19 protein-coding genes and 2 pseudogenes are annotated in these 19,104 nt (G+C 68.9%); 7 read left to right on the top strand and 14 right to left on the bottom strand.

Annotated elements, in window-relative coordinates; genetic code table 11:
* Nucleotides 1–246: 246 nt before the first annotated feature.
* The 5 genes from AB0915_RS01305 to AB0915_RS01285 form a co-directional block, all read right to left on the bottom strand.
* Nucleotides 247–1,707: an aldehyde dehydrogenase family protein gene (locus tag AB0915_RS01305; RefSeq protein ID WP_366689101.1), complete on the bottom strand. Its 1,461-nt coding sequence runs from the start codon at nt 1,705–1,707 to the stop codon at nt 247–249.
* Entirely contained in the window at nt 1,704–3,443 is a 1,740-nt protein-coding gene (locus AB0915_RS01300) for a D-aminoacylase (RefSeq protein ID WP_366689100.1), read from the bottom strand. The genes AB0915_RS01305 and AB0915_RS01300 overlap by 4 nt, the downstream gene beginning before the upstream one ends.
* Nucleotides 3,444–3,662: 219 nt before the next feature.
* The gene (locus AB0915_RS01295) at nt 3,663–4,784 is read right to left on the bottom strand and encodes an LLM class flavin-dependent oxidoreductase (RefSeq protein ID WP_366689099.1); all 1,122 of its coding nucleotides are present in this window, start codon (nt 4,782–4,784) and stop codon (nt 3,663–3,665) included.
* 114 nt (nt 4,785–4,898) lie between these two features.
* Nucleotides 4,899–5,684, bottom strand: coding sequence for a glucose 1-dehydrogenase (locus AB0915_RS01290; RefSeq protein ID WP_366689098.1), 786 nt, complete (start codon nt 5,682–5,684; stop codon nt 4,899–4,901).
* An 11-nt stretch (nt 5,685–5,695) separates the two neighbouring features.
* A complete protein-coding gene (locus AB0915_RS01285; protein WP_366689097.1) occupies nt 5,696–6,643 on the bottom strand; it encodes an LLM class F420-dependent oxidoreductase in 948 nt (315 codons plus the stop codon).
* 221 nt (nt 6,644–6,864) lie between these two features.
* On the opposite strand from AB0915_RS01285, the gene AB0915_RS01280 reads away from it, so the two are divergent.
* Nucleotides 6,865–7,302 (top strand): VOC family protein, encoded by a 438-nt coding sequence (locus AB0915_RS01280; protein ID WP_366689096.1) that lies wholly within the window; start codon nt 6,865–6,867, stop codon nt 7,300–7,302.
* A 57-nt stretch (nt 7,303–7,359) separates the two neighbouring features.
* Here AB0915_RS01280 and AB0915_RS01275 read toward each other — a convergent pair whose 3' ends face one another.
* A complete protein-coding gene (locus tag AB0915_RS01275; RefSeq protein WP_366689095.1) occupies nt 7,360–8,172 on the bottom strand; it encodes a M23 family metallopeptidase in 813 nt (270 codons plus the stop codon).
* A 373-nt stretch (nt 8,173–8,545) separates the two neighbouring features.
* Here AB0915_RS01275 and AB0915_RS01270 point away from each other — a divergent pair, with 373 nt between their 5' ends.
* Nucleotides 8,546–9,736, top strand: a complete 1,191-nt coding sequence (locus tag AB0915_RS01270) for an alpha/beta hydrolase (protein WP_366689094.1) — start codon at nt 8,546–8,548, stop codon at nt 9,734–9,736.
* Nucleotides 9,737–9,813: 77 nt separating this feature from the next.
* Here the strand turns inward: AB0915_RS01270 and AB0915_RS01265 are convergent, their stop codons facing one another.
* Complete coding sequence (locus AB0915_RS01265; RefSeq protein WP_366689093.1) at nt 9,814–10,215, bottom strand: MerR family transcriptional regulator; 402 nt, start codon at nt 10,213–10,215, stop codon at nt 9,814–9,816.
* Between the two features lie 28 nt (nt 10,216–10,243).
* Here AB0915_RS01265 and AB0915_RS01260 point away from each other — a divergent pair, with 28 nt between their 5' ends.
* Nucleotides 10,244–11,041, top strand: coding sequence for a methyltransferase domain-containing protein (locus AB0915_RS01260; protein ID WP_366689092.1), 798 nt, complete (start codon nt 10,244–10,246; stop codon nt 11,039–11,041).
* 41 nt (nt 11,042–11,082) lie between these two features.
* Here the strand turns inward: AB0915_RS01260 and AB0915_RS01255 are convergent.
* Nucleotides 11,083–11,232 (bottom strand): annotated as a pseudogene (locus AB0915_RS01255) (dicarboxylate/amino acid:cation symporter); the annotation flags it as partial.
* Between the two features lie 59 nt (nt 11,233–11,291).
* Here AB0915_RS01255 and AB0915_RS01250 point away from each other — a divergent pair.
* The 3 genes and pseudogenes from AB0915_RS01250 (at nt 11,292) to AB0915_RS01240 (ending at nt 13,383) form a co-directional block, all read left to right on the top strand.
* The gene (locus AB0915_RS01250) at nt 11,292–12,740 is read left to right on the top strand and encodes a recombinase family protein (protein ID WP_366689091.1); all 1,449 of its coding nucleotides are present in this window, start codon (nt 11,292–11,294) and stop codon (nt 12,738–12,740) included.
* Between the two features lie 82 nt (nt 12,741–12,822).
* Nucleotides 12,823–12,924, top strand: a pseudogene (locus AB0915_RS01245) (transposase); the annotation flags it as partial.
* A gap of 21 nt (nt 12,925–12,945) precedes the next feature.
* On the top strand, nt 12,946–13,383 hold the full coding sequence (locus AB0915_RS01240; RefSeq protein ID WP_366689090.1) for a cytidine deaminase: 438 nt from the start codon (nt 12,946–12,948) through the stop codon (nt 13,381–13,383).
* A gap of 195 nt (nt 13,384–13,578) precedes the next feature.
* Here the strand turns inward: AB0915_RS01240 and AB0915_RS01235 are convergent, their stop codons facing one another.
* The 5 genes from AB0915_RS01235 to AB0915_RS01215 all read right to left on the bottom strand — a co-directional run bounded on the left by AB0915_RS01235 (nt 13,579) and on the right by AB0915_RS01215 (nt 18,087).
* The gene (locus AB0915_RS01235; protein WP_366689089.1) at nt 13,579–14,904 is read right to left on the bottom strand and encodes a dicarboxylate/amino acid:cation symporter; all 1,326 of its coding nucleotides are present in this window, start codon (nt 14,902–14,904) and stop codon (nt 13,579–13,581) included.
* Between the two features lie 419 nt (nt 14,905–15,323).
* Nucleotides 15,324–15,617 (bottom strand): DUF4229 domain-containing protein, encoded by a 294-nt coding sequence (locus AB0915_RS01230; RefSeq protein WP_366689088.1) that lies wholly within the window; start codon nt 15,615–15,617, stop codon nt 15,324–15,326.
* A 101-nt stretch (nt 15,618–15,718) separates the two neighbouring features.
* Nucleotides 15,719–16,243 carry a GNAT family N-acetyltransferase gene (locus AB0915_RS01225; RefSeq protein WP_366689087.1) on the bottom strand — a complete coding sequence of 175 codons (525 nt, stop codon included), beginning with the start codon at nt 16,241–16,243 and terminating at the stop codon, nt 15,719–15,721.
* Between the two features lie 121 nt (nt 16,244–16,364).
* The gene (gene mqnE / locus AB0915_RS01220) at nt 16,365–17,528 is read right to left on the bottom strand and encodes an aminofutalosine synthase MqnE (RefSeq protein ID WP_366689086.1); all 1,164 of its coding nucleotides are present in this window, start codon (nt 17,526–17,528) and stop codon (nt 16,365–16,367) included.
* Between the two features lie 103 nt (nt 17,529–17,631).
* Nucleotides 17,632–18,087, bottom strand: coding sequence for an Lrp/AsnC family transcriptional regulator (locus AB0915_RS01215; RefSeq protein WP_266984550.1), 456 nt, complete (start codon nt 18,085–18,087; stop codon nt 17,632–17,634).
* A 132-nt stretch (nt 18,088–18,219) separates the two neighbouring features.
* Here AB0915_RS01215 and AB0915_RS01210 point away from each other — a divergent pair, with 132 nt between their 5' ends.
* Nucleotides 18,220–18,354 carry a hypothetical protein gene (locus AB0915_RS01210; RefSeq protein ID WP_266984549.1) on the top strand — a complete coding sequence of 45 codons (135 nt, stop codon included), beginning with the start codon at nt 18,220–18,222 and terminating at the stop codon, nt 18,352–18,354.
* Between the two features lie 23 nt (nt 18,355–18,377).
* Here the strand turns inward: AB0915_RS01210 and AB0915_RS01205 are convergent, their stop codons facing one another.
* Nucleotides 18,378–19,049: a UbiX family flavin prenyltransferase gene (locus tag AB0915_RS01205; RefSeq protein WP_366689166.1), complete on the bottom strand. Its 672-nt coding sequence runs from the start codon at nt 19,047–19,049 to the stop codon at nt 18,378–18,380.
* Between the last annotated feature and the right edge of the window lie 55 nt (nt 19,050–19,104).

Here is a 19,104-nt window from a genome sequence, read left to right as displayed (position 1 = left end):
AAGAGGACGGTATGCGCTGCGATATCCACATCCGGAGTGTGAGACTCCGGTGTCTCACCCTTGGATTGACTGGCCAATTGCCACCGAACGGAGGTGAATTGAATGTGAACTTCGCAGATCACCACTCAATTGACGGCCTCTGCCCGATTGGATCATCGTACGGGAACCGCAGCGCCGTCCGATTTATGATGATTCGAAAATTTCCCGCGATTGTCCGATATCCGAACGGCCGCCCCGCCCTGATGCTCAGCCAGGCCAGACGATCGCCTGGAGTTCGCTGTACGCGTGCAGCGCGTACGAACCCACGTCACGCCCCACCCCGCTCCTCTTGAAACCGCCGAACGGGGCCTCCATGTTCCGGCCGATCGTGTTCACCCCGACCCCGCCCGCGCGCAGCCGCCGCGCCACCCGGAAGGCCCGCGCCACGTCTGCGGACCAGACGTAGTCGATCAGTCCGTAGTCGCTGTCGTTGGCGCGTGCGATGCCCTCCTCCTCGTCGTCGAAGGGGACGACCACGACGACCGGTCCGAAGATCTCCTCCCGGACGACCCGCATGTCGTTGGTGCAGTCGGCGAGGAGCGTCGGTGCGACATAGAAGCCGCGGTCGTGTCCTGCCGGCCGCTCGCCGCCCGTGACGACCCGGGCGCCCTCCTTCCGGCCCAGTTCGACGTACGACTCGATGCGGTCGCGGTGGGCCGCGGAGATGACCGGTCCGACGACCGTCCCTTTCGCCGCCGGGTCGCCGACCGGCAGATGGCCCGCGTACGCGGTGAGCCTCTCGATCAGCGCGTCGTGGACGCCCCGCTGAACGAGGACGCGCGTCGGAGCCGTACAGATCTGGCCGCTGTAGAAGGAGAACGTCGTACCGATGCCCGCCACCGCCGCGTCCAGGTCGGCGTCGTCGAGGACCACCGCGGCACCCTTGCCGCCCAGCTCCATCAGCTGCCGCTTCATCCCGCGCCCGCACACCTCGGCGATGCGCTGCCCGACGGCCGTGGAGCCGGTGAAGCTGACCATGTCGACGTCCGGGGAGTCGACGGCCGCCTCGCCCGCCGCGGGGCCCGAACCGGTGACGACGTTGACGACGCCCGCCGGTGCGCCCGCCTCCGCGAGCGCCTCGGCCATCCGGTAGACGGAGAGCGGGTCCTGCGGGGCGGGCTTCACGACGACCGTGTTGCCCATGGCGAGCGCGGGGGCGACTTTGCCGGCCGGGTTGGCCCAGGGGTTGTTGTACGAGGTGATGCAGGTGACGACGCCGACCGGCTGGCGTACGGCGAGTGCGCCGAAGACACCTGCCCTGCCCATCGGTCCGGCCTCGTTGATCTGCGGGGGGATCGCCTCCTCGACCGGCTCCAGGGCGCCCCTCGCGTACCGCCGGAAGCGGGCCGCACCGACCGCGACCTGCATGGACCGGGCCGTTCCCGTCGTCGCGCCGCTCTCCGCCCGGGCGAGCGCGGCGTGGGCGGCGAAGTCGCGCTGGATCAGATCGGCGGCGCGGTCGAGGATCGCCGCGCGCTCCTCGGGGCGGGTGCGGGACCAGGCGGGGAAGGCTTCGCGGGCCGCGGCGGCCGCCGCGTACACCTGTGCGCGGCTCGCCTCGGGCGCGAGACCGACGACGTCCTCCGTGGCCGGGTTGATCACCTCGTAGTGACCGTCGTCGGGTTCGGTCCACTCGCCGCCGATGAAGAGGCGCTGGGGTGTGGTCACTGGGTGCTCACCGTCCGGGTGTCGCGGCCGGAGCGGAGCACCGTGCCGGGGACCGCGCCGGTCACCTTGTCGTCGCGCAGCGTCTCCACACCGTTGACGCGGACCGACACGATGCCGATGGCCTTGGAGTCGAGGCGCGGGCTGTCGCCGGGCAGATCGTGGACGAGGGTGGCGGGCCCGGCGTCGATGCGCTCGGGGTCGAAGAGGACGAGGTCGGCGTGGAAACCCTCCTGGATCCGGCCGCGGTCGCGCAGCCCGAAGAGCCGGGCGGGGTCGTCGGTGAGCATGTTGACGGCGGCGGGCAGGGAGACGAGTTTCCGGCCGCGCAGACAGTCTCCGAGAAAACGGGTGGTGTACGGGGCTCCGCACATCCGGTCCAGATGGGCGCCCGCGTCGGAGCCGCCGAGCATGACGTCCTCGTGTTCCCAGGTCCGCTGCCGCAGCGCCCAGGAGTCCGGATCGTTGTCGGTGGGCATGGGCCACAGCATCGTACGGAGCTCGTCGGCGGCGCAGATCTCGACGAGGCAGTGGAAGGGGTCCTGGCCGCGCTCGGCGGCGATGTCGCGGACGACGCGCCCGCTGAGCCCCTCGTTCGCCGCGCTGTAGGTGTCGCCGATGACGTACCGGCCGAAGTCGGCGAGGCGGCGGAAGACCCCTGCCTCCTTGCTGTCCGCGCGGCGGAGCATCTCGGCGCGGGTGCCGGCGTCGCGGAGCTTTTCGATCCGTTCGGGGACCGGGAGGGAGAGGATCTCACCCCAGCCGGGGATGAGGTTGAGGGCGCAGAAAGTGCCGAGCGACATGTTCATGGGGGTGAGGATCGGCATGGTGAGGGCGACGATCCGGCCACCCGCGCGGCGGGCCCGTTCGCTGGGAGCGAGCTGGCGCGGTACCCGTTCGGGGACGGCGGCATCGATGGTGAGGACGTTCCAGTTCAGGGGGCGTCCGGCGGTCGCGGTCATGTCGACGAGGAGGTCGATCTCGTCGTCGGAGAACTGATCGAGGCAGCCCGCGACGATCGCTTCGAGCTGGGTGCCTTCGTGTTCGCCGACGGCGCGGGAGAGCGCGAGGAGTTCCTCGGGGAGGGCGTGCCGGGAGGCGACGGGCCTGCCGTCGCCGTCGGAGTGGGTGGCGGACCGGGTGGTGGAGAGCCCCCACGCCCCGGCGTCCATGGCGTCGTGGAAGAGGCGCAACATCGCGTCGAGCTGGGCGGGGGTGGGCTGTCCGCCGACCGCGTCGGCACCCATGACGTGCCGTCGCAGGGCGCAGTGACCCACCATGAACCCGGCGTTGACCGCTATGCGTCCTTCGAGGGCGTCGAGGTACTCGCGGAAGCTGGACCAGGACCAGTCGACGCCTTCCTCCAGCGCTTTGAGCGCCATGCCCTCGACCTTGGACATCATGCGGCGCGTGTAGTCGGCGTCCTCGGGCCGGTCGGGGTGGAGCGGGGCGAGGGTGAAGCCGCAGTTGCCGCCGACGACGGTGGTGACGCCGTGGTTCATGGACGGGGTGGCGTACGGGTCCCAGAAGAGCTGGGCGTCGTAGTGGGTGTGGGGGTCGACGAAGCCGGGGACGAGCACGAGTCCGGTGGCGTCCTCCGAGGTCACGGCCTCCTCGGTGAGGGTCCCGGGCTCGGCGATGACGGCGATGCGGCCGTCGCGGATGCCGAGGTCGGCGGTGTATGGGGGAGCGCCGGTGCCGTCCACGACGGTCGCTCCGCGGATGAGGTGGTCGAGCATGACGGGTTCCCTTCTGCGGTGGGTGTGCAGCCGGGGTGCGTACGACCGCGGTACGCACCCCGGCTCGCGGAGCGACGGTCCGGGAAGACGCCGCTCGTGTGGGGGCAGGGGTGATCCTGCGGGGCTGCCCCCCCGCCTGCCCCTTCCCGCAACCGGGGGAGGAGGCCCGGCTCCGGCAAGGGACGGGTGGGCGAACGGGCCCGTGCCGGGCGCCCCCGGCTACGCCGCCTCGCGGAACCGCGTCGTGCGGTGCACCGGATCCGTGTCGATCTTCGGGATCACGTGCTCACCGATCAGCCGGATCGAGTTCATCGTGTCCTCGGGGCTGATTCCGATCGGCAGCCCGAAGCTCAGCTGATCCGCCCCCGCCTGCTCCCACCGCTTGCACTGCCGCAGCACCTCGTCAGGATCCCCGCAGATCATCAGCTCCTCGGCGATCAGCAGCTCGATGATCTCCTCGCTGTACTCGGGCAGCAGTTCCGGCCACTCCGGAATGCCCTCGGGCCGCGGGAACGTGTCGTGGTAGCGGAACAGCAGCGACTGAAGGTAGTTCAGCCCGCCGCCGACCGCGATCTCGACCGCTTTGGCGTGCGTCTCGGCACAGATGGCCGTGGACGTCACCATCACGTTGTCGTTGACGAAGCCACCGACCGGCTCCGCGTCCTTGACGGCCGTCTTGTACGACTCGACGACCCACTCCATGTCGGAGACCTTCTGCACGCTGAAGCCCAGCACGCCGAGGCCCTTCCGGCCCGCCATGGCATACGAGGACGGCGACCCCGCCGCGTACCACATCGCCGGGTGGGACGTCCCGTACGGCTTCGGCAGGATCTTGCGGGGCGGCAGCGACCAGTGCTTGCCCTGGAAGCCGACGTACTCGTCCTGCAGCCACATCTTGGGGAACTCTGCGATGGTCTCTTCCCAGAGTTCCTTGGTGTGGTTCATGTCGGTGATGCCCGGCATGAACCCGAGGATCTCGTGGCTGCCGGCCCCGCGCCCCGAGCCGAACTCGAAGCGGCCTTCCGACAGATGGTCGAGCATGGCAACCTTCTCGGCCACCTTCACGGGGTGGTTGACGGGGGCGAGGGGGTTGAAGATGCCGGATCCGAGGTGGATCCGTTCCGTGGCGTGCGCGAGGTACCCCAGGTACACGTCGTTGGCCGAGAGATGCGAGTACTCCTCCAGGAAGTGGTGCTCGGAGGCCCAGGCGTACTTGAAACCGGACCTGTCCGCCTGGATGACGTACTCGGTCTCCTCGATCAGCGCCTTGTGCTCTGCCTCGGGGTCGACCTCGGCGCGCGCGGCGGGCACATAACCCTGTACAAACAGCCCGAATTCCAAGGAGGTTCACCGTCCTCAATCATTTCTGACACACCATCAGATTGTGATGCGACCGACTGTTCCACCGGCCGCCGGACCCGTCAATACCTGACACATCGTCAGCTCATGGCGTCCTCAGAACAGACTGACCCCGGCCAGCCAGCCGCCGTCGATGACGAACGGCTGCCCGGTGATGTACGAGGAGTCCTCCGAGGTCAGAAAGAGCGCCAGGGCCGCGACCTCCTCCGGCTGCCCGATCCGCCCCAGCGGCACGAGCTTCCGGTAGAGCTCCGCCACCGCCGCCCGGGACTCCTCCGGGTCCGCGGCCGGATCGAGTGCGACCGGGTTCGTCATCGCCGTGTCCACGGCCCCCGGGCACACCGCGTTGACCCGTATCCCCCTGCCCGCGAGCTCCACCGCCGCGACCCTGGTCAGCCCGAGCACGGCATGCTTCGTCGCGGCGTACGCGCCGACGAAGGCCATGCCGGTGAGCCCGGTGTACGAGGCGGTGTTGACGATCGTCCCGCCGCCCGCGGCCTCGATCTCCGGCGCGACGTTCTTGATCCCCAGGAAGGCGCCCACCTGATTGACCTGCACCACCTGCTGGAACTCCTCCAGAGGGGTGGTCACCAGCTCGTTGAACCGGAGAATCCCCGCGTTGTTGACCAGCCCATCGATCTTCCCGAAGGCGTCCCTGGCGGCGGCGACGGCGCCCTGCCACTCCTCCTCCCGGCTCACATCGAGATGCACGAACCGGGCGACCCTCTCCCCCAGCTCCTTCGCCAGCGCCTCCCCCTGGTCGTCGAGCACATCGGCGATCACCACCCGGGCGCCCTCCGCGACGAAGAGCCGCGCCTCCTGCTCGCCCTGCCCGCGCGCGGCGCCGCTGATGAGGACGACACGCCCTTCCAGTTTGCCCATGTCCGTACTCCTCACTGCTGGTCGAGGTAGGGAGCGACATCGGCGGCGAACGCCGCCATCTGATCGGTCAGTTCGCTGCGGCTCCGGGTGCGGAACCGCACCTGGACCTGATGCACCCCCATCGCCCCATACGCACGCAAGGACTCGGCGAGCGCCTCGGGCTTCCCACTGAGCGTGCGCCGCCCCACGGCCCAGCCCGGCTCCCCGACGTACAGCGGCTCGGTGATGGCACCGACGACCAACGGCGCCTCGATACCGGCCTCCTCCCGCAACGCCCGCACCCTGGCGATCTGCTGCGGCAACCGGTCCCTGGGATCCCCCTGCGGCAGCCACCCGTCACCCCGCAGCGCGGCCCGGCGCACCGCGGCGGGCGAGGAACCGCCCACCCAGACCGGAACCCGCTCCTGCGCGGGCCGCGGCCGCTGCCCGAGCCCGCTGAACGAGAACCGCTCCCCGGCGAACTCCGGATACTCCTCCGGCCCGAGCGCCGCCTTCAGCGCGTCGATGGTCTCGTCGAGCACGGCGCCGCGCCCGTCGAAGTCCGCCCCGAGCGCCTCGAACTCCTCCCGCACGTGCCCGGCCCCGACCCCGAGGATCAGCCGGCCGCCGGACAGATGGTCGAGCGTGGCGTACTGCTTGGCGGTGGCGAGCGGATGACGCAGCCCGACGACGGCGACATGACTCATCAGCAGGACGCGCTCGGTGATCCCGGCGAGAAAGCCGAGGGTGGCCACCGGGTCGTACCAGACGGTGCTCATGACATCGGCGAGCCGCCGCGGAATCGCGACGTGGTCGCAGCTCGCCAGATAGGCGAAGCCGGTGCGGTCGGCGGTGCGGGCGATCTCGGCGAGATCGCCCGGCCCGGCCGAGGCCTCCCACGCTTCCGTGTAGATGGTGCTCTGCGACTGGACCGGGAGCTGCATCCCGTACGACAGCCGCCCGGCGGGCAGTATCGGCACCGGGTCGCCTCCCTTCCTGGGCTTCCGCCCCGACCGGATCCGGATCTGACGCGTCGTCATTTTCGAGGCGGTTGCCATCGTCGTACCTGACGCTGCATCAGACAAGAGACGGGGTGAAGAACGGCGGATCCCTCACCCCGACCGGCCGCCGGACCGCGGTCCGTGAGTGTCAGAGGTGCGCGGTACGGTCCCCACCACTCGCCCCGGACCGAGGAGGAGCCATGTCGACCAGATGGACCGTGACGCTCGACTGCGCGCAGCCGACTAGGCTCTCGGAGTTCTGGGCCCTCGCCCTCGGCTATGTACCGAAGCCTCCGCCAGCCGGTTTCAGCAGCTGGAAGGAGTGGTTCGCCCACCACGGCGTCCCGGAGGAGGAGTGGGACGACGGCGCGTACCTGTGCGACCCGGACGGCGTGGGGCCGACGCTGTCCTTCCTCAAGGTGCCGGAGCCGAAGGTGGCGAAGAACCGGGTTCATCTGGACGTACAGGCCGGCGGCGGCCGGGGCACGCCGTGGGAGGAGCGGTGGCCGCGCGTCGTCGAGGCGGTCGGGCGCCTGACCTCAGCGGGTGCGACGGTGGTGCGCGAGCACGACATGGACGGCAGGCCCGATCACGTGGAGATGGCCGACCCGGAAGGCAACGAGTTCTGCGTGCTCTGACTCCGGCGGTCCCGCCCGCCCCCTCCTGGGGAACGGACGGGACCGTCCACCGGGCCGTCAGCAGTTCGGAATGACCGCGCCGTTGTTGTCGCGCGCCTCGTCGTTGCCCCAGCGCGAGAGGTAGTACGCGGAGACGTACGCGCCGCGGCCGTTCTTGCCCGCGTAGACCGTGTCCAGGTCGGTCTTCAGCCACCAGTGGTTGTAGGCGCTGCCCGAGCCGACCTGGGCGCCCCACACCTTGCAGTACACGTAGTTCGTGCCCGCGTTCAGTACGCCCTGTGCGTCAGCGGTGTTGGCTGCGGCGTAACCCGTCGCATTGGCGAACGTGTCCACCCAGTACTTTCCGCCACCACAACCGGTGTCGCTGGTCAGGTACTTGCTGTAGTACGAGCCGGGGTACGGGGCCAGCGACTGGCCGTTGATCGCGATGGTCTGGCCGACACCGTTGTACAGCTGCTCGTAGTGGATGTGGGCGCCGGAGCTGTTGCCGGTCGTGCCCGTCACGCCGATCTGCTGGCCCTGGTTGACCGAGGCACCGTCGGCGACAAAGTAGGAGGCGAGGTGGAAGTAGTAGGTCTGCCAGCCGCCGCCGTGGTCGATCACGATGTAGTTGCCCGCGCCGCTGGGCTGGGAGTAGCGGTGTGCGGTCCCGCCGGACGAGGCGAGGACCGGGGTCCCGGCGGTGGCCCCGCCGTCCGTGCGAACGAAGTCGAGCGCCGATCTGACCTCCGCCGAATGGTGGCTGTAGGTCCAGGTCTGGCCGCAGGGGAACGGTGCCTTGAAGTTCGGCGCCGCCGCGGCGGGAGTTGCGGTGAGCAGTCCTGCGAGCAGAGCCACGAGGGCCAGCAGGGCGATACGTAGGGATCGCATACGTCCTCCGAGTCGAAATCCGGGCGTGGAGTGCGGTGCGGAGCATCAATCCGGGTTGAACGGGCTCAAGAGTGCCGGAGTTTCAGCCGTCTCCATAGACCCACCGGGCCCAGAGGACGTATGCGTAGGGCCCAAAGTCGCGAACGGGTGTGCGCGGCGGCCTGCGTTCGGTGCAGCGCGCGATCGCGGAGTCGACCGCACAACCACTGCCGCTCCAACGGCAGGCGGCACAGCCCCTTCCGAGGCTCCGACTGGCCGGTTGTACGCCCGACGAAAGTCAGGTCTTCCGGAGCCCGGAATCACTCTGTGGTGGGAGAGCGGTTCCCCCCTGCGCGCGATGTTCCCGCACGGCCGGAACCGTAACGTCTTCATCATGATCAGTCTTCGCAGCCGGGCCACGGCCACGGCGATCGCCCTGGCCGTCCTGCTCACCGCACCCTCGACCGCCTTAGCCGCCCCGGGTCCCGGAACCCGACCCGATGCGACCCCTGCGGCACACGCCGCCACCGGATCGTCGCTGGAGGTTCCCCGGCCGACGGGACCCTACGCGACAGGCCGGGACACCCTGCATCTGACCGACTGGAGCCGCCCAGACCCCTGGGTCCCGACCGCGGGCGCCCGGCAGTTGATGGTGTCGGTCCACTACCCGGCCCGTCCCGGCGGCGGCACGGCGACCGCGCCGTACATGACCACGGACGAAGCCCGGCTGATGCTGGCGTCCCGGGGTCTGGAGGACGTGATCCCCGCGACCACGGTCAGCGCCACCCTCACCCACGCCCGCCTGGCCGCCCGCCCGGCACATGGCCGGTTCCCGCTCGTGGTGCTCTCCCCCGGCTTCGGCGCTCCGCGGACAACGCTCACCGGCCTGGCCGAGGACCTGGCCAGCCGCGGATACGTCGTCGCGACGGTCGACCACGCCTACGAGTCCACCGGCACCACCTTCCCCGGCGGCCGCCTGCTCACCTGCGCCGCCTGCGAACAGACCGCGTCGACGGGCCTGGCAGCCGTGGCCACGGGGCGGGCCAAGGACCTCTCCTTCGTGCTGGACCGGCTGACCGGCCGTCACCCGGCCTGGCGTCACGCCCACATGATCGACCCGCACCGGATCGGCATGGCCGGCCATTCCATCGGCGGCAACGCCACCGCCTCGACCATGGCCGCCGACCACCGCGTGCGCGCGGGGGTCGACATGGACGGCACCTTCTTCGACCCGGTCCCCGCCGGCGGTCTCGACGGCAGGCCGTTCCTGATGCTCGGCACCGCCTCCTACCACCATCCCGGCGGCGAGGACGAGAGCTGGGACGAGGGCTGGGCGCGGCTGGACGGCTGGAAGCGCTGGCTGACCGTCACCGACTCCGGCCACTTCACTTTCACCGATGTCCCCGCGCTGGCAGGCCAGTTGGGCATGGTCGACCCCGAGGCGCCGCTCTCCGGCGAACGTTCGATGCGGATCACCCGGGACTATGTCGCGGCCTTCTTCGATCTCCATCTGCGGGGCACACCACAACCACTCCTGGACGGCCCGACACCGGACAACCCCGAGGTCGGGTTCCAGCAGCCCTGACCCGCCCCGGACGGGATGGGGCACGTCGCGTCGCAGACGCACGTGGCGCTCACGGCCTCCCCTACCGCGGGGGGCCGTCAGAGCCCGAGTGCCACGTGCGTGCGGTAGTGGGGGCATCGGGTGAAGTCGTCGTGCTCGCAGTCCAGCGCGCACTCGACCAGGTCCAGCGAGGCCTGCACGGCGGCGATACGGGTGCGCAGCCTCGCCGCCTCGCCGACGAGCACCGCCCGACGCTCGGCGGGGTCCGCGGCGGAGACCAGAACCCGGATCGCATCCAGGCCGAGACCCGCCCGCTTGGCCCGGACGACGACCGCGACCCGGGTGAGGTCGTCCGTACCGTAACGCCGTCTTCCCGTACCGTCCCGGGCGGGCGTCACGAGCCCCACCGCTTCCCAGTGCCGCAGCACATGCGTGGGCAGCCCGAATCGCGCCGCCGCGTCCCCGATGCTCAGCAGAGTCCCCGCCTCGCTTGACTTCATGCCGACATTAAGTCGCAGCCTGGCGGCCATGGACAAGTCCCGGACCACACCCATGCCCGCGCCCCTGGCCACGCCTCCCACCACCGCATCCGCCACGCCTTTCGCCGCGCTCCTCGATGCGGCTGAGCGGATCCCGGGCGCCGCCGCGCTCCGGCGCCACAGCTGCGAACTGCTCCGGGCAGGAGCGGACACCACCGTCGTCGACATCGGCTGCGTGACCGGAACCGCGGTCGCCGAGCTGTCCGCGCGCGGTGCCCGGGTCATCGGCGCGGACCTCGACGCGCGGATGGTCGCCGTCGCCCGGGAGCGGCTCCCCGGCGCGGACATCCGGAGGGCGGACGCGTACGCCCTCCCCTTCCCCGACCACTCCCTGCACGGCTACCGCGCCGACAAGGTGCTCCACGCCCTCGCCGACCCCGCTGCCGCACTGCGCGAGGCGCGGCGCGTACTGATCCCCGGCGGACGGGCCGTCCTCATCGGACAGGACTGGGACACCTTCGTCATCGACTCCGACGACCCCGCACTCACCCGCACCGTCGTGCACGCGCGGGCCGACACCGTGCCGAGCCCCCGGACCGCCCGCCGCCACCGGAATCTGCTGCTGGACGCAGGCTTCGAGGACGTCGTGGCGGAGGTGCGTACGGCAGTCCTCACCGACGCCGCAGCGCTGCCGATGCTCACCGGACTGGCACAGGCGGCCAGGGACACGGGCGCCCTCACCGTCGCGGAGGCCTCGGCCTGGACCGCGGACCAGCGCGCACGCGCCCGAACCGGGCGGCTGTTCCTCGCCCTCCCCCTCTTCGTCGCCGCGGGCACCGCTCCCTGAGGTGCCGGCCCGAGCCCGCTGGGCGGAAGCCGTGGTCGTGACGCGGCGACCGACACGCTCACCTGCTGCTCCGCGTCGCGCACCTCGACGTCGTCGATCGGGGAGGACGAGGCCGAGTGCTACGCGAGGAATTTCTCGCGGGCCGAGACGATCACCGGGACCAGTGCCTGGCTGGCCACGTTCGTAACCGTATTGCGTGTATGCACGTTGGTCAGAGCGCAGGTACGTCGTCCGTGACCAGGGGTGGGACATGGCAGTCAAGCCGAAGCGTGTAGGGATCTACGTACGGATCAGCAAGGATCGCAAGGGCCAGGAACTCGGCATCCAGCGCCAGGAGAAGGCGTGCCGGGAGCTGTGCGAGCGCATGGGGTGGGGTGTCCTCAAGGTCTACCCGGAGAACGACGTCTCGGCATCGACCACGAGCAAGCGTCGCCGCCCCAAGTTCACGGAGATGCTCCGCGACGCCCGCGACGGCCTCATCGACGGCATCGTCGTCTACTCCATCGACCGCCTCACGCGCCGGATCAGCGAGCTGACCAGCTTCCTGGAGGAGCAGAAGGAACATGGCTTCGCGTTCGCCACAACAGAGGGCGAGGACACGTCGACCGCGAACGGGCGCATGATCCTCACGATCAAAGGTGCCGTGGCTCAGCAGGAGACCGAGCGCATGTCGGAGCGGGTCAACAACTCACTTCTACAGCGCAGGGAACAGGGCAAGCCGCACGCAGGCGGGAAGCGGCAGTTCGGCTTCAAGGAGGGGTCGCACTTTCAGGAGCTGGACGAGGCGGAGACCGAGCTCATCCGCGGTGGCTATCGGATGCTGATGGACAGAAACCCGAAGACTCCTGGTGATGTGGCGCGCTACTGGAACTCCGAAGGCTCAACGACCCCGCATGGTGGCGCCTGGACGATCCAGTCCGTGAAGCGGGCGTACCGCTCCGAACGGACCGGCGGCATCGTCACCTACAAGGGGCAGGACATCGGAGACAGCATCTACGGTGCTCCGCTGACTCGGGAGCAGTGGGAGAACGTCCAGAGCCTGCTCGACGGCCGAGCCACACCGGCAGCCCAAGGTTCCGGTAAGCGGAAGCACGTGTACTCCGGTTTCCTGCGGTGTGGGGCCTGCGGAGCGGTCATGCGCGTTCAGTGGGCGACCATTCAGGGCCGGACGTTCCGGCGTACGTTATGTCACTCCGGCCAGCGCGGCAGGGACGGGCGCCTTGGCTGCGGGAAGGTCAGCCGCAAGTACGAGTGGATCGAGGAGCGGCTCAACGAGGTGGTCGAGGCAGCCCTGACGTCACGCATGCCGCAGCAGGAGGAAGCGCCGGACGAGAACCTCACAGGTCGGATCAACGTGCTGGAGGCCCGCATCCATGCGCTTCGGAGCCGTTGGAAAGAAGGGCAGATAGAAGATGAGGACTACTTCGACTCCTTGGCCCACCTACGTGAGGAACTCCAGACACTCCGCACGCGTGAGGCCACGACGGTCATCCGTCGCTCCCGCGTCGAATCCGATGCGCTGGCGGTCTGGAAGGACGACAGCATCGAGAATCTGGAGCGCCGTCGGGCCATAGTGGCGACGGTGATCGACCATGTTGCCGTGTTCAGCGTGGGTCGCGGGCAACGCAAGCCTCCCGAGATCACGTCAATTGAGGTCACGCCGGCCGGCGCAACTGATGAGAGTTCTTTGGACGACTGACCGACGTAGCACGATCAGCAAGTTAGCCGTCGATGATGGTGCTGACACGGGCGTCGTAATCCTTGGGCGGAAACCAACGGTTAAGGAACAGGGCAGCATGATCCGCCGCTACATCGTCTGGCGAAACAAACACACCGCCGATATTCGCTTGCGCACCATCGTCACTCGGGTCAACGTCGCCTGACACCTTACGAAGGCAGAGACGATGACCACGCAAACCCACCACGTCGACCACGAACTCATCCAGGCCGCGGCCCACGTCGCGCGCACTCGCTGCCGGGGCGACAACCACACCATGGCGGCCGCGGCCCGCGCCCAGGACGGCCGGATCATCACCGCGGTGAACGCCTACCACTTCACGGGAGGCCCCTGTGCTGAGCTGGTCCTCATCGGCGCGGCAGCCGCCCAAGGCGCCTACGAGCTGAACACGATCGTCGCCGTGGGCGACCGTGACCGGGGCGTCGTTCCCCCCTGCGGCCGGTGCCGACAGGTCCTGCTCGACTACTTCCCGGCCCTCAAGGTCATCGTCGGTGCAGACGACCGCCTCCGGACTCTTTCCATCATCGACCTGCTTCCCGAAAGCTACGTCTGGGCCGATCACCAGCTCGACGCTGAGCAAACCGAGCCACTCAGCCCAAGCTGACACCGCCCGACGACAACAGGGCGAACGTTGCCTGATGCGGCACTGGCAGGCAAGCAGACGCGGTTACTCCGGGGGAGGTTCACCGGCTCCCCACCGCATGGTGAACCGTCTCATCCAGTTGAGTAGCTCCGTCAACGGAACGTGCCCCACACCCAATCAAGGGTGCAGGGCACGTTCCGGACGAGCCAGGGGACGTCAGGCGGCGGCAACCACAGCCTGCGGCTCGTCCACGGGCGACGACGTCGCCGTGTTGTACCGGTCGCGGTCGAGGATCTTCTCCCGGGAGGCCACAATCACCGGCGTGACAACTTGCCCAGCAACATTGGTGGCCGTGCGCATCATGTCCAGGATCGGGTCGATGGCCATCAGCAGACCCACACCCTCCAGCGGCAGACCCAGCGTCGACAGCGTGAGGGTCAGCATGACCGTCGCACCGGTGAGACCGGCGGTGGCCGCCGAGCCGATCACCGAGACGAACGCGATCAGGATGTAGTCACCGACACCCAGCTGCACGTCGAAGATCTGGGCGATGAAGATCGCCGCCAGCGCCGGGTAGATCGCGGCGCAGCCGTCCATCTTCGTGGTCGCCCCGAACGGGACGCTGAAGCTCGCGTACTCCTTCGGGACGCCGAGACGCTCGGTGACCTTCTGAGTGACCGGCATCGTGCCGACCGAGGAGCGGGAGACGAAGGCCAGCTGGATCGCCGGCCAGGCGCCCTTGAAGAACTGCAGCGGGCTGAGCTTGGCGACGGTGGCGAGCAGCAGCGGGTACACACCGAACAGCACCAGGGCGCAGCCGATGTAGACGTCGGCGGTGAACGTCGCGTACTTGCCGATCAGGTCCCAGCCGTAGTCGGCGATCGCATAGCCGATGAGGCCGACGGTGCCGATGGGGGCCAGGCGGATGACCCACCACAGGGCCTTCTGGAGAAGCTCCAGGATCGACTCGCTGAGAGTGAGGATCGGCTGGGCCTTCTCACCGAGCTGAAGCGCGGCGATACCGGCGACGGCGGCCATGAAGACGATCTGGAGAACGTTCAGCTCGGTGAACGGGGTGATCACGTTGTCCGGGATGATGCCGGTGAGGAAGTCGAGCCAGGAGCCGGCGTGCTCCGGCAGCTTGCCGTCCTTCGGCGTGAGGCCGGTTCCGGAGCCGGGGTTGGTGATCAGACCGATCGCGAGGCCGATGGCGACCGCGATCAGCGAGGTGATCATGAACCAGAGCAGCGTGCGGGTGGCCAGCCGGGCGGCGTTGTTGACCTTGCGCAGGTTGGTGATCGACACCAGGATCGCGAAGAAGACGAGGGGCGCGACAGCCAGCTTCAGCAGCTGGACGAAGATGTGGCCGACCTTGTCGAGCGTGGTGTAGAGCCAGCTGATGTCCTGGCTGCGGGCGAGCCACCCGAGCAGCACGCCGAGGACGAGACCGGCGACGATCTGGGCCCAGAACGGGACCTTGGGTATACGGAAACCGGAGCCGGACGGCTTGCCGGCGGTGGCGGACGCGGGATTCGCGGACACGGACACACTCCTGATGTGACGCATCGGGGCGCACGGGAACGAGACGGGGGGGGACGGGGGTGCGGCGCCCGCGTCAGGGGGCGGCGCCGCTGCATGGTGCCGGTTCGACGTTGCGGCTAACAGACCGCGGACATACAGCGGCAGAGATCGACATGCAGGCGCGCCACGAGCGGAATGCTCGCCGAACGGCGGGGGCGCACAGCTGTCTTCATGCCGAACACGTTAACACTTGAACTTTGAGAGCCTCAAAGATCTTCTTTGGGAAACCATGACCTGCCCGGCCCCGGAAATGACGAAACCCCAGTACATGAGCGGGAAGCTCGGTACTGGGGTCCCCAAGAAGATCTCTGCGGGTGTGAGGAACCTTACGTATCCCCAAACCCCGCACTCACGCGGCCCTCATGGGCTCCGCGCGCTCGCTACGCGACGTCGTCCTCCTGGCCCTGGTTCGCCGCCAGTCGCGCCTTGGCGCGGTCGATCCTGGGGGCGATCTGCGCGGACATCTCGTCGCGCTGCTTGCGCAGCAGGACGTAGCTGAGGGGCGCGGAGAGAACCAGGGCCAGCAAGACGATCCACATGACGTTGGACCCGCCGAGCCCGGAGGGCAGCAGACCGTAGGTGACAGCCACGGCGACGACGACGAGGCAGCCCACGAAGATGCTGAGGCGCATCAGGGTGTACCGGATCGTTGCGCTCGGCTTGGCAGCGGACACGGCTGGCCTTCTCTCTACGTACGACAATCCTGCCCGACCAGTGAAGCATGCCCCGATATCGATCGCTTCGGCGGGCAGGTTCAGCCCGAAGACCCCTGCGGTCAGCACAGCGGGAGCAGCATGATGATGTCGTCGCGGTCGTCCCCGTCGGCGACCCGGATCGCGCCCGGCACCCGCCCGACCTCCTTGTAACCGCACGACGTGTAGAAACGGTCGGCGCCGGTGCCGCCCCGGCAGGTCAGCCGGATCGCCTCGATGCCCTCGAACCCTCGGGCCGCTTCCGCCACGGCGGACATCAGGCCGCGGCCGTAGCCCTTGCCCTGGTGTCGGGGATGGACCATCACCGTGTAGATCCAGAGCCAGTGGGTCATCAGCCGGTGCGTGTTGTGGGTGAGGAAGGCGGTGGCGGCGACGGCGCCCTCGTCGTCGTACCCGACCAGCAGTCGGGTGTGCCCCTCGGCCATCGAGACGAGATGCCTGACCAGTTCGGGCCGGATCTCCTCGGTGGTGACGGGCGGTATGAAGCCGACGGCTCCACCCGCGTTGGAGACATCGACCCAGAGCGCGATGATGCCGTCCCGCAGCGTGCCGTCGAACTTGGGGTCGAGCTCGAAAGTAAGTGCCATAAGGGCAGATTACCTATTACCGAACGGGTGGCTCAAGAACCGTCCGGTACGCGAGAAAGCCCCGGCCGGGGACGGCGGCCGGGGCTTTCGCACGGAGCGGTACACAGGGACGTGCCGGACGTCAGACGCGCATCGGCTGCGGCGCCTCGCGACGGTCCGCGTCCGGCCCCGGGTACTCGCGGATGATCTCGTACCGGGTGTTGCGCTCGACGGGGCGGAAGCCCGCGTCCCGGATCAGGTCCAGCAGGTCGTCGCGGCCGAGCTTGTTCGGCGTGCCGTAGTTGTCCGCGTCGTGCGTGATCTTGTACTCGACGACCGAGCCGTCCATGTCGTCCGCGCCGTGCTGCAGCGCGAGCTGGGCGGTCTGCACGCCGTGCATCACCCAGAAGACCTTGACGTGCGGGACGTTGTCGAAGAGCAGACGCGAGACCGCGAAGGTCTTCAGCGCCTCGGCGCCGGTCGCCATCGTCGTCCGCGCCTGGAGCTTGTTGCGGACCTTGCCGTCCTTCATGTCCACGAAGTCGTGCTGGTAGCGGAGCGGGATGAAGACCTGGAAGCCGCCGGTCTCGTCCTGCAGCTCGCGCAGTCGCAGCACATGGTCGACGCGGTGACGCGGCTCCTCGATGTGCCCGTACAGCATCGTCGCCGGGGTCTTCAGACCCTTCTCGTGCGCGAGGCGGTGGATGCGCGACCAGTCTTCCCAGTGGGTGTTGTGGTCCACGATGTGCTGGCGGACCTCCCAGTCGAAGATCTCCGCGCCGCCACCGGTCAGCGACTCCAGGCCGGCCTCGATCAGCTCGTCGAGGATCTCGGAGGCGGAGAGCCCGGAGATGGTCTCGAAGTGGTGGATCTCGGTGGCGGTGAACGCCTTGAGGGAGACCTGCGGCAGGGCTTCCTTCAGCGCGCTGAGGGAGCGCGGGTAGTAGCGCCACGGGAGGGTGGGGTGCAGCCCGTTGACGATGTGCAGCTCGGTGAGGTTCTCGCCCTCCATCGCCTTCGCGAGGCGGACGGCCTCCTCGATGCGCATCGTGTACGCGTCCTTCTCGCCCGGCTTGCGCTGGAACGAGCAGTACGCGCACGAGGCGGTGCACACGTTCGTCATGTTGAGGTGCCGGTTGACGTTGAAGTGCACGACGTCACCGTTCTTGCGCGTGCGCACCTCGTGGGCGAGGCCGCCGAGCCAGGCCAGGTCGTCCGACTCGTAGAGGGCGATGCCGTCCTCGCGGGTCAGCCGCTCCCCCGCACGGACCTTCTCCTCCAGCTCGCGCTTGAGCCCAACGTCCATGCGGCTGCCTCCCAGATGTCTCTGACGTGCTGTGCGTTCCACCGGATTCCGCCGTGACACCGGCAGAAACCCCCGGTCCCCCGGGGGCTCCACCACGTTACGCCTACGACTCCTCGGGGAGTTCCCCGACCCGGTTCTCCCACTTGGTGGAGAGCACGATCGTCGTACGGGTGCGGGAGACGCCCTTCGTGCCGCTGAGCCGGCGGATGGTCTTCTCCAGGCCGTCGACGTCACCGACCCGCACCTTGAGCATGAACGAGTCGTCGCCCGCGATGAACCAGCAGTCCTCGATCTCGGCGAGGTCCTTGAGCCGGCGCGCGACGTCCTCGTGGTCGGCGGCGTCGGAGAGCGAGATGCCGATCAGGGCCGTGACCCCGAGCCCGAGCGAGGCGGCGTCGACTGTGGCGCGGTAACCGGTGATGACACCGGCGGTTTCCAGCCGGTTGATGCGGTCGGTGACGCTGGGCCCGGAGAGCCCGACGAGCCGTCCCAGCTCGGCGTACGAGGCCCTGCCGTTCTCCCTCAGGGCCTGGATGAGCTGCCTGTCCACCGCGTCCATATGACTGAAACCTTCCATTGTTCAGCAGTACCGCGAGTTTACGTGTAGAATCTAAGGCATACAGAGCCCAGGCCCTGTAAATCTTCCAGATATTCCAAAAAGTGCTTTCGAATCCTCAGGAGTGAAAACACCGTGTACACGATCGAGATGGCCTACGCCCGGATGCGCGAGCTGCAGGACCTGGCCAACCGCTCGCGTGCCCACCAGCCCGCCGCCGCGCACCGGATCGACAAGACCCGCACCCCGCGCGCCCCGAAGAAGCGCTGAGTCCCGCCGGGACGAACCCGGCCTCAGTCACGGGAGCCACCGAGCTTCCCCTCCCACCGGCGGTACAGCTGGTGCGGCACCCCTGCCGCGTCCAGCACCCGCCCCGCGACGAAGTCCACCAGATCCTGGATGTGCGTCGCGCCCGCATAGAACGCCGGAGAGGCGGGCAGCACCACGGCGCCCGCCTCGTCCAGGGCCACCAGATGCTTCAACGTCTGACCGTTCAGCGGAGTCTCGCGCACCGCGACGACCAGCTTCCGCCGCTCCTTGAGCGTCACGCTCGCGGCCCGCTGCAGCAGATCCTTCGAGAGCCCGAGCGCCACTCCGGCCACACAGGCCGTCGAGGCGGGAACGATCAGCATCCCCTTCGCCGGGTACGACCCCGAGGACGGCCCGGCCGCGAGATCACCGGCCGCCCAGTGCCGTACGCCGTCGAGCTCCGCATCGCCCACCTCGAAGGTGTCCGGCTTCCCGTCCGCGCCGCGCGCCAGCCAGCTCCGCAGGTCCTCCTGCCAGCGTGCGTCGCGGAAGGCGATCCCGGTCTCGTCCAGCAGCGTCAGCCGCGAGGCCCGGCTCACCACCAGGTCGACGCTCTCGCCCGCGGCCAGCAGACCACGCAGCACGGCGGCGGCGAATGGTGTACCTGAGGCGCCCGAAACCCCGACAATCCAAGGCTGCCGCTGCTGCTGACTCACTGAAGTCCCGGATTCCACACCCCCGAGCCTATCCGGCGCAGGAGTTGCGGAACCG

It is taken from the genome of Streptomyces sp. NPDC048411 (genome assembly GCF_040704695.1).
Taxonomy (GTDB): Bacteria; Actinomycetota; Actinomycetes; order Streptomycetales; family Streptomycetaceae; genus Streptomyces.
The sequence above is the reverse complement of the archived record's forward strand: the minus strand, read 5'-3'. Positions and strand labels throughout refer to the sequence as shown.